The following is a 9,566-nucleotide window of genomic DNA, read 5'->3' as shown; positions in this document are numbered from 1 at the left end:
CGTCACCGTGCTTCCGCCGTCTGAGTCAGCGCCCTGACCAGCATGAACTGCGTGCAGAGCTCAGGACTCGACTCGCCGTCACTCACGGTAGGCGCACAAGGGCTTCTGACCCTGCTGATCGCGGGCGACGCGGGATCGTGGGTGGTCTGCGTGCGGGGCGCCCGGGGAACTCGGGGACAAGGGGCGGTCGAGGCCGCACGGCACGTCTTGTGTACCCCATGCGCTGACGCGACCGGTGTGCGGTCCCGTCAGGCGGACGGGGCCGACGTGTCCGATCGCTGATCACGAGCCTGGACAACCGCATGGTGACCCCGGACAGCCGGCTCTGCTCGCCGTCCCTCCGGACGCGCGGAACAGGTCCGCCCGTCCGGAGGGGCGGCGAACGGCACTCTCGTCCACCACCTGCCGGACGAGAGTGCCGTTCTGGTGCGATGAGTCAGTCCGCCGCGATGACCGCCGCGCGGTGACTTGGACACTGTGAACCGCTCGCCGCACTTCGTGGCCGGCGCGTCGGCTCGCCGGGCGAATCCACCCTTGCCGCCTGAGCAGCCGTTGAGTAACGCGGCTCGCCCACGCCACTGGTCCACGGCGGAAGCCGGTGCCGAAGAAACGAAGTCGATGTCGGCGTCATCGGGTCTTACCGAGCGTCGGTTCATCCAAGTGATCTCGCGGCGCACTGACGCCATGGCTCCCCTAGGCTGAGGCCGTGATGCGCCGATCAGGTCAGGTGGCCGCCCTCAGCGAGGTGGCCGACGTCATCGCGGCTCAGCGGCAGTCGCTGGCCGAGGCGGCTCTGGAGGCCATGCGGGCAGAGATTCCCGGCTACGCCGCCCTCGTGGACGAAGCGCTGCTGGCCGACGTGGTGGCTCACGTGACGGAGGCGGTCGACGCGCTCAGCGTCAGCCTGGCCCGTGACCGACCGGTCACGGACGACGACGTGGCGTTCGTCCGCCCGCATGCCGCACGGCGGGCACGGCAGGGTATGCCCCTCGTCGATTTCATGCACGCGCTGCGCATCGCGCACCGCGTGATGTGGGAGGCGATCGCCGACTGGGCGGTGCACACAACCGGCGGGCGTGACGTCGCGCTGGAAGCGGGCGGACTCGTCATGGAACTGATCAACCGGGGCAGTACGGTCGCGGCCCGGGCTTATCTGGACGAGGAACAGTTCCTGGCCGTGGAAGGCGACCGGGTGCGGCGGGACCTGCTCGAAGACCTGATCGCGGGTCGGGAGCCGGCACCGGGACCACGGCTGACCGCGGCCACGAAGGCCGGGCTGCATCCTGATACGCCGTGTGCCGTGGTGGTCGCGGTGCCCGTGGGTCCCGTCAGCGACGCATACAGCTTCCGTTCCGCCGCCTCGCTTCTGGGGCAGGCCGCAGGGGACCCGGCTCGTGCGCTGACCGTGCTGCGGCAGGACGAGATCGTGATCGTGCGGGCGCTGCGCGACAGGGTGGGCAGTGTGTCCGGGGAATCCGTGAGGACGGCTTGGCGGACGCTCGCCGACCAGGGGACACGGCTGGCAGTGGGCGTCAGCACGCGGTACGACACCGTCGTCGATCTGGGGAAGGCGTACCACGAGGCGGTCTCCGCGCTGGGCACTCTGCCGCCGGACGGTGGTGTCGTCTGCCTGTCCGATCTCAGCGTGCTCGACTATCTGACGCTCCGAGCGGACGAGACCGCTGCACGGATGGTGCCGGCGGCGCTCCGTACCTTCGTGGCCGAGGACTCCAGGGCGGACGGCACCCTGATCAGAACGGTGGAGGAGTACGCGGCCAACGATCTGAACGTGAAGGCCGCGGCTCGGCGACTAGGTGTTCACATCAACACCGCACATCACCGTCTGGCTCGTGTCGAGGAACGGACGGGGTGCGACCTGCGCAGGCTCGCCGACCTCCAGGAGTTGCTGATCGCGATCAGAATGTTCAGGGGCGGCTCCGGCACCGCGGTGTGACCCGGTCACCTCCACAGGTGGAGGCTTGATCACCTCCCGACACAGGGGTGTGATCCGATCACAGTGCGGCGGTCGCTTTGTTGGGCGTCATGCCCGATGCCATGCGCTCCACGGATGCCTAGCGTTGCCGTCGTCGAACCCGCGCGCTCACGCCGCGGCTTTGCCGGCGCCGCCGTAGCCGTATGTGTGCGCGTCGGGCCTGTCGAGCGTGAGTTCCGGTACGGAGCCGATCGACGGGAACTGATCCAGATGACCGACCCCAGACCCATGTCCGCCACGCTCTGCGATGCCTTCCAGCGCACGGCAGCCGTCGCGCCCGACATGGTGGCTCTGCGCACCGTGGGCGCGACGCGCACCGTCACCTGGCGGGCCCTCGCCGAGGACGTGCGCCTCCTGGCGGCCGGCCTGGCCGGGCTCGGAGTCAGGCGTGGTGACACCGTCGCGCTGATGATGACCAACCGGGTCGAGTTCTTCCCCGTCGACCTCGCGGCCCAGCATCTGGGCGCCATCCCGTTCTCCGTCTACAACACTCTGCCGGCGGCCCAACTCGCCCATGTCCTGCGCAATTCCGGAAGCAGGGTGGTGGTGTGCGAAACCCAGTACCTTCCCGTCGTCCGAGAATGCGGTGTGGCCGTCGAGCACCTCATCCTGGTGGACGGGGACGAAGTCCCGGCGGGCGGCGAGGAAACCAGGACCGCCGACGACGAAACCCTGACGTACGGCGACGAAGCGAAGCCGGCGGAAGGCACCCTCAGCCTGGAAACCCTCCGCGCCCGGGGCCGGGCGAACACCGCCTTCGACTTCGACGCGGCCTGGCGCTCCGTCCAGCCGGACGACGTGCTCACCCTGATCTACACCTCGGGCACGACCGGCCCTTCGAAGGGCGTGGAGATCACGCACGCCAACCTGCTCGCCCAAGCCGCCGGAGTGGCACAGGTCCTTGACTTCCGCTTCGGCGACCGGACCACCTCCTACCTCCCTTCAGCCCATATCGTCGACCGCTTCACCTGCCTGTACGCACAGGCGATCTTCGGTGTGCAGGTCACGGTCATGTCCGACATCAAGGAGATCGCCAAGGCCCTGCCGGACTGCCGGCCGACGATCTGGTGCGCCGTCCCCAGGGTCTGGAACAAGATCAAGCAGGCGGTGGAGCTCGGCATCGAGAGCGAGCCGGACGCGACCCGGCGGCGGGCCCTCCGGGAGGCGCTGGAGACCGGCCTCCGGCGTACGCGCCTGCTGCAGGCGGGCAAGCCGGTCGACGACGAGCTCGCCACCGCGTACGCCAAGGCGGACGCCGGCGTCCTGTCGGCCCTGCGGTCCCGTCTGGGGCTGGACCAGGTGCGGTGGGCGGTGACCGGCGCGGCACCCACGCCGCCTGTGACCCTCGAATTCTTCGCGGCGCTCGGCGTCCCCATCTGCGAGGGCTGGGGCATGTCCGAGCTGAGCTGCTTCGGTGCCGTCAGCCCGCCCGCGCAGGCACGCTTCGGCACCATCGGCACACTGCTGCCAGGCCTGGAAGCACGCCAGGCCGCCGACGGCGAACTCCTGGTGCGGGGGCCGTCGGTGACAAGGGGCTACCGCAACGACCCCGACCGGACACGCGAAGCCTTCGGCCGGGACGGCTGGTTCCACACCGGCGACGTCATCGTGTCCGACCCGGACGACTACCTGACCATCGTCGACCGCAAGAAGGACCTGATCATCAACGACGGGGGCAAGAACATCTCGCCCGTCACGGTCGAGACGGCCCTCACCACCGCCAGTCCCCTCATCGGCACGGCTGTGACCATCGGCGACGGCCGCCCCTACATCACCGCGCTGCTCGTCCTGGACGTTGAGGCCGCGGCGGCCTTCGCCGCCGAGCACGGGCTGCAGCCGGACCCGCGCTCTCTCGCCCGCTTCCCCCTGCTGATCGACGCCTTGAAGGCCGCAGTGGCCGAGGGCAACAGCCGACTGGCGCGCGTGGAGCAGGTCAAGCGCTTTTGGGTGATCCCCGCGTACTGGGACGCGACGAGCGATGAACTCACCGCCATCTTGAAGCTCAAGCGGCAGAAGGTCGCCGAGAAGTACGACGCGGACATCGCCGCACTGTACGCCGACCCGATCCCCTCCGACATCCACGAGCCGGCCGACCGCTGACCGGCCCCATCCGCCCAGCCAAGAAAGAAAGAGGGAGGTGAGCGGGCATGAAGTGGAAGCCTTCAGCCGGCAGCGCCGAACACGCACCATCCCCGCGAGGCCCGGTCCGGCGCCGGCTCGCGATCTCAGGATCTCTGATCCTCGCGGCAGGCTTCTGCGCCATGCCGGTCCACGGGGCGAGCGCAGCCGCAAACACAAGACCCGGCCAGCCGGTCCGGCCCTGCGAGAGCCTCACGGAGTTGCGCTTCTCGGACGGCACGACGGTCACCAGCGTCTCGCAGACCACCACCACTCCGGCGATCTGCAACGTCGAACTGCTGGTTCCCCAGAGCATCCACATGCGCGTGTCACTGCCCGTCGACACCTGGAACGGGCGCTTCCAGGGCGTGGGAGGCGGTGGCTTCAACGGCTCCATCCCGGACACGGAGAGCGCGGCGAAGACCGGTTACGCCGCCGCGGGTTCCGACTCCGGCCATACCGCCGACTCCAGCGACGCCTCGTGGGCCTGGTCCCGGACCGGCATGAACGCGTCCCTCATCCATGACTTCCTCTCGCGTGCGCTGCACGAGACGACCGTCAAGGGCAAGGCCGTCACCCAGGCGTTCTACGGCACGTCGCCCAACTACTCCTACTGGAACGGCTGCTCCAACGGCGGCAGGGAAGGTCTCCAGGAAGCGCAGGTCCAGCCCCGCGACTACGACGGCATCCTGGCAGGCGCACCGGCGATCCAGGCGGACCGGTTCCTCCCCGCGGCGATGTGGCCCCAGGTCGTGATGCACGAGCTCGACGACTTCGTGCCCTCGTGCAAGTTCGACGCGTTCGACAAAGCGGTCACAGCCGCGTGCGACAGCCGGGACGGCGTGACCGACGGCGTCATCACGGACCCCCGGACCTGCCGCTTCAACCCCACCTCGCTGGTCGGCACCGAGACCCCCTGCGGCACGATCACGGCCAAGGACGCGGCGGTGGTGAAAAAGATCTGGGACGGGCCGCGACGCCCGGACGGTACCCGCCTGTGGTACGGAATCCTGCCCGGCGCCTCGTTCGCCAGACTCGCCGCCACCGCGAACGGCGACGGAGTCCCGACGCCCCTCGCGTCGGGCTGGTTCACCTACTGGCTGGCGAAGAACCCGTCCTTCGACTGGCACAGCCTGACCATGGCCAACTTCACCCACTACGCCGACCAGTCCCGTCACGAGTGGGGCCCCGTGGTCGGCACAGACGACCCCGACCTGAACGCCTTCCGCGCCGCCGGCGGCAAACTGCTCCTCTGGCACGGCCTGGCCGACCAGCTGATCCCTCCCCAGGGAACGACCAGCTACTACGAGCGGGTCACCGCCGCGACGGGCGGCAGGGCCAAGACCGAGCGGTTCGCCCGCCTCTTCACCGCCCCCGGCGTGGGCCACTGCAGGGGCGGGTCCGGCGCCGCCCCGGCCGACCCGCTGACGGCCCTGGTGAAGTGGGTCGAACACGGCAAGGCTCCCACCACGCTGCGCGCCGAGAACGGGTCCATGAGCCGGCCGCTGTGCCTGTGGCCGGCCGTCGCCCGCTACGACGGACACGGCAGCACGAACGACGCCGCCAACTTCCGCTGCACCGGCCGCCAGTGACGCGTTGAGCGTCTCGGCCGGCGCGGACCTCTGGAAGGTGACAGTGAAACCCCCACGTCTTCGACCTGGGGGTTTCATCGTGGAGCGGGTGCTGCCCGCCCTCATGGTCGCTCGCCGCCAGCGGGCTCTACTGGCCGAGGATCGAGGGGAGCTCGGCGAGCTCGGCGGAGTCGAAGTAGTCGCGCCAGGCCTCACCCGGGACAGCAGGGCGGTCCGGCTGAACCGGCTCCCTGGTGGGCTCAGGAGGAGGAGACGGAGAAGGAGTTGGTGGTGGAATTCTTGCCCTCGGTGGCGGAGGTGATCTCGTAGCCGAACTTGACGTTGCCCAGGACTATGTCTCCGAGCCACTGCTTGCTGTTCTTGATCCAGTTCATGATGGCGAGGACGTCGACCCTACCGCCACTGGTGTTGGAGGCGCGGACGAAGGAGAACACGGCGTTGGAGCCGTTGCTGCCCTTGTAGACCGTCCATGTGCTGCCACCGACGGGGGCCCGTGCCTTGCTAGCACGTTGAAGCCGGACGTGACCGAGCGTAGCTCGCTGAGCTTCTCGCCGATGCAGTGGGTGGCGTTGGGGTACGTGCGGCCGAAACGGTGCGGACCTGGGTCCGTAAATCCCAGGTCGGCGGGCAACGGCCTGGCGTCACCTTCGAGGAGGCCGCGGAGGTCAAGCGACTCAAGGCCTAGAACGTTCGGGGTGGTGTGAGCGTGCACGGCCGTCCGATGACCACTCCGCCCTGTGTCTCGTTTTCCCGACTATAGCGACGGCCTCAACGAACCGCCGTACACCACGTCCCTGGACCTGATCGTTGAGACGTCCGCCCAGCGAGGCCGTGGTCTGCGTATGCCCGCTCACCGTGTTCGTGGGAGGTGGTGTCGACGATGGTGACGCCGCGCGTGACGTACGGACTGAACGCCCAGGGGAGCCGGCCGCTCCCGCCGCCGCTTCAGGTCTTTCGGGCCGGCGCCGGCCCGAAAGACCTGATTTCCGCGCATCGATCAACGTGATGAAATCTGCTGCAGTCCGGCGGTTACCACCGGCACATAGAATGCGGTCATACCGGCCACGTTGGGGTGCGTTCCCGATCCCTACATGCACCTGGCGTGTTCCGAGGCCTACGTCGTCACCGGCGGACGCGGTGCCGTGCAGACGCTGACCACATCCGGATACAAGATCACCCCGCTCCGGGCCGGCACGGTCGCCTGGTTCACGCCCGGCACCATCCACCGGCTGGTCAACGAGGGTGATCTGAGGATCACCGTGCTGATGCAGAACAGCGGGCTGCCGGAGGCGGGGGACGCCGTCCTCACGCTGCCCCGGAGTATCTGATCGATTCGGAGGCGTACGCACGCGCCACCGTCATCCCGCCCGACGCGCCCGAGGAGGAGCAGGAGCGCGTCGCCCGGGCCCGGCGGGATCTCGCCCTGGAGGGCTACCGGGCACTGCGCGAGGCCGAGGGGCCCGAGACCCTGGCCGCGTTCCACCGGGCCGCCGCCGCGCTCGTACGGCCCCGCATCGCCGAGTGGCGCGAGCGGTGGCGCCGGGGCGCCGAGGCCGCCGCCGCGGCCACCGGGGTGCAGCTCGACTCGCTGGAGCGGGGGGAGTATCCCCACCTCGCCGATGCCGTCGTGAGATCTCAACAGCCCGCTATCTGTGGGAAGTTCGGGATGTGCGGCCGGCTCGACGTCTACGAGAACTGATGCCGGCGCCGCGGGTCACGTCACTGCTTCAGCGGTTGATGGACCGCCCGACGGCGTTGCGCTGCTGGTGGGCGTCGTGGTCGAAGGCGGGTGACCTGCCGAACCGACTGCCGCGCCCCAACCCGTGGAAGTCTGCCGGCTCGCGGGACATCGCGCTCGCGTGGGTGGGTCCGTATCGCGCGGGAGGAGTACGCCTTGCCGGCCAGGGCCACCTCCGGCCCGGTGGCGCACGCCGCCGCGTCGGCTCGCTCCTCAGAGCCGGCCGGACGGCCGCTCGGGCAGGGGGAAGGACATCGGCTGCCCCGCGACCGCTCCGGCGGCGGTGCCCGCCCTTGGTCACCGCCTGCGGCTGGGACGCCCTGTCGCAGGCGGCTCGGCCGTCGACTCCCGCCAGATGACGCGGAACAGGGATACCTCAGCTGACGCGGTCGCTGTGTGCCTCGAACCCGCGATCAGTTTGTCCATGGCCTTGCTGCCGAGCCGTTCGAGGTCCACGTCGACGGTGGTCAGGGACGGGTTCATGAACTGACCCACGTCGACGTTGTCCCAGCCGGTCACGCTGATGTCGGCCGGCACGTCCCAGCCGCGTTCCCGGGCGCCGCGGACGACGCCGGCGGCGACGAGGTCGTTGGCCGCGATCACCGCGGTCGGTCGCGAACGGCTCGGGAGCGACCGGGTCGCCTCGATGCCGGACTCGCCGGACCAGTCGCCGTCGAAGACTCCAACCGACTCGAGGCCGAGGCGTTCGATCGTGTCCAGATAGCTCTGTTTGCGCGCTCGCGCGGAGGCGAACTGCGCGTCGCCGGCCACATGCAGGAACCGGGTGTGGCCAAGTGCTGCCAAATGCTCGATCATCTCAGCCAGGGGCCTGGCGTCGGCCAACTCTCCGATGACGCGCATCTCGTCGTCGAAATCGGCCGAGATCACCACGGTCGTCCTCTGGTGCAATTGGTTCTCCACCGAGGGGAGTACGGGGGCGAGGGAGAGGATGCCCTCGAACTGTCCCGAGTCGGCGAGCTCCAGCAAGCGGTCACTCCGCGCCCGTACGCCGCCCCCGGCGCTCACGACGTCCACGAAGTATCCTGCGGCCTGTGCCGTCGCGCTGGCTCCCGCCAGCATGCGTGAGGGGTTGAAGGTCATGGCGGGCATGACTATCGCCAGCCTGCCGGTCTTGCGCGTGCGCATGGACCGCGCCACCAGGTTGGGACGGTAATCCAGTTCGCGGATCGCTTTCTCCACGCGCTCCATGGTCGTGGGCTTCAGTCCGCCGTTGAACCGCAGGTACCGCGACACCGTCTGGGGTGATACCCCGGCGAGCTGCGCAACGTCTGTGATCGTCGGCCGTCGTCGCGCCATGTCAGCGCCGTCCATCCTCTTGCCCCCACCTTCTGCCAACCTTCCGGAAGTCAGAGAGTACACACTCTTGACGGAAAAAGTGATCGTTCACTATGGCCCTCGCAACCCACAGGGTGAACGACCGCTTTTTTGGGGCGAGCGGGCCCGGTACGGTCCCGCACCACTGTGTTTCCGATGCCGCCGCTCAAGGGAGCAGTGCCGTGAGCTCCATCAACGAACTACGCCGACTACGCGGGTCCCGACGGGGCGCGCGACAGCAGAACAAGGCGGCATTCTTCTTTCTCCTGCCATGGTTCGTCGGGCTGTTCGGGATCACTCTCGGCCCGATGCTGGCCTCGCTCTACCTCAGCTTCACCAAGTACAACCTGCTGCAGCCGCCGCAGTTCACGGGACCCGACAACTAGACGCGGATGCTCCACGACGAGCGTCTGCACCAGTCGCTCCAGGTGACGTTCACCTACGTCCTGGTCTCTGTCCCGCTGCAACTCGCGCTGGCCCTGGGGCTCGCGCTGCTGATGGACAAGGGAGTGAGGGGCCTTGCCTTCTACCGCTCCATCTTCTACCTGCCCTCGCTGATCGGCGGCAGCGTCGCGATCGCGGTGCTGTGGCGCACGGTCTTCGGCACCACTGGTCTAGTAGGACTCCGTTAGGTCGTTGCGGATCTTGCTGTTTGGTGTCTGATCCGAGGCGTGGGCAGAGGTTGGTGGGAGGTGGTGCAGATGCCGGTCCAGCAGTTCAGCAGGTCCTGGAGGGCGTCGAGGATCTGGTAGAGAGTGAGTCCGGAGTGTCGGCTTTTGGGGCCAGTCGC

General features: G+C 68.8%; 7 protein-coding genes and 2 pseudogenes. 6 read left to right on the top strand and 3 right to left on the bottom strand.

Annotated elements, in window-relative coordinates:
• Positions 1-709: 709 nt before the first annotated feature.
• From PV419_RS52495 to PV419_RS52485, 3 genes are all read left to right on the top strand, one after another.
• Entirely contained in the window at positions 710-1,954 is a 1,245-nt protein-coding gene (locus tag PV419_RS52495) for a helix-turn-helix domain-containing protein (protein WP_319701180.1), read from the top strand.
• Between the two features lie 249 nt (positions 1,955-2,203).
• A complete protein-coding gene (locus PV419_RS52490) occupies positions 2,204-4,093 on the top strand; it encodes an AMP-binding protein (protein WP_319701179.1) in 1,890 nt (629 codons plus the stop codon).
• Positions 4,094-4,332: 239 nt separating this feature from the next.
• Complete coding sequence (locus PV419_RS52485; RefSeq protein WP_319701178.1) at positions 4,333-5,703, top strand: tannase/feruloyl esterase family alpha/beta hydrolase; 1,371 nt, start codon at positions 4,333-4,335, stop codon at positions 5,701-5,703.
• A 239-nt stretch (positions 5,704-5,942) separates the two neighbouring features.
• Here PV419_RS52485 and PV419_RS52480 read toward each other — a convergent pair.
• Positions 5,943-6,185 (bottom strand): annotated as a pseudogene (locus PV419_RS52480) (GH12 family glycosyl hydrolase domain-containing protein); the annotation flags it as partial.
• A gap of 576 nt (positions 6,186-6,761) precedes the next feature.
• Here PV419_RS52480 and PV419_RS52475 point away from each other — a divergent pair.
• Positions 6,762-7,402, top strand: a pseudogene (locus tag PV419_RS52475) (cupin domain-containing protein); the annotation flags it as partial.
• 28 nt (positions 7,403-7,430) lie between these two features.
• Here PV419_RS52475 and PV419_RS52470 read toward each other — a convergent pair.
• Both PV419_RS52470 and PV419_RS52465 read right to left on the bottom strand, forming a co-directional pair.
• Positions 7,431-7,553 (bottom strand): hypothetical protein, encoded by a 123-nt coding sequence (locus tag PV419_RS52470; RefSeq protein ID WP_319701177.1) that lies wholly within the window; start codon positions 7,551-7,553, stop codon positions 7,431-7,433.
• Positions 7,554-7,738: 185 nt separating this feature from the next.
• Positions 7,739-8,758, bottom strand: coding sequence for a LacI family DNA-binding transcriptional regulator (locus tag PV419_RS52465; protein ID WP_319701181.1), 1,020 nt, complete (start codon positions 8,756-8,758; stop codon positions 7,739-7,741).
• A 200-nt stretch (positions 8,759-8,958) separates the two neighbouring features.
• Between PV419_RS52465 and PV419_RS52460 the strand changes: the two genes are divergently transcribed.
• Together PV419_RS52460 and PV419_RS52455 are read left to right on the top strand one after the other, a co-directional pair.
• Positions 8,959-9,162 (top strand): hypothetical protein, encoded by a 204-nt coding sequence (locus PV419_RS52460; RefSeq protein ID WP_319701176.1) that lies wholly within the window; start codon positions 8,959-8,961, stop codon positions 9,160-9,162.
• 6 nt (positions 9,163-9,168) lie between these two features.
• Positions 9,169-9,408 carry a hypothetical protein gene (locus PV419_RS52455; protein WP_319701175.1) on the top strand — a complete coding sequence of 80 codons (240 nt, stop codon included), beginning with the start codon at positions 9,169-9,171 and terminating at the stop codon, positions 9,406-9,408.
• Positions 9,409-9,566: the final 158 nt, after the last annotated feature.

This window comes from Streptomyces sp. ME19-01-6 (assembly GCF_033793745.1).
In the GTDB taxonomy this organism is placed as follows: Bacteria; Actinomycetota; Actinomycetes; order Streptomycetales; family Streptomycetaceae; genus Streptomyces.
Note: the sequence above shows the minus strand (reverse complement) of the source record. Positions and strands in the feature narration are given on the sequence as shown.

Excerpts from the sequence above, each read along its gene's own strand:
- PV419_RS52495 (WP_319701180.1), top strand. The coding sequence starts at position 710 with ATGCGCCGATCAGGTCAGGTGGCCGCCCTCAGCGAGGTGGCCGACGTC.
- PV419_RS52490 (WP_319701179.1), top strand. The coding sequence starts at position 2,204 with ATGACCGACCCCAGACCCATGTCCGCCACGCTCTGCGATGCCTTCCAG.
- PV419_RS52470 (WP_319701177.1), bottom strand. The coding sequence starts at position 7,553 with ATGTCCCGCGAGCCGGCAGACTTCCACGGGTTGGGGCGCGGCAGTCGG.
- PV419_RS52465 (WP_319701181.1), bottom strand. The coding sequence starts at position 8,758 with ATGGCGCGACGACGGCCGACGATCACAGACGTTGCGCAGCTCGCCGGG.
- PV419_RS52455 (WP_319701175.1), top strand. The coding sequence starts at position 9,169 with ATGCTCCACGACGAGCGTCTGCACCAGTCGCTCCAGGTGACGTTCACC.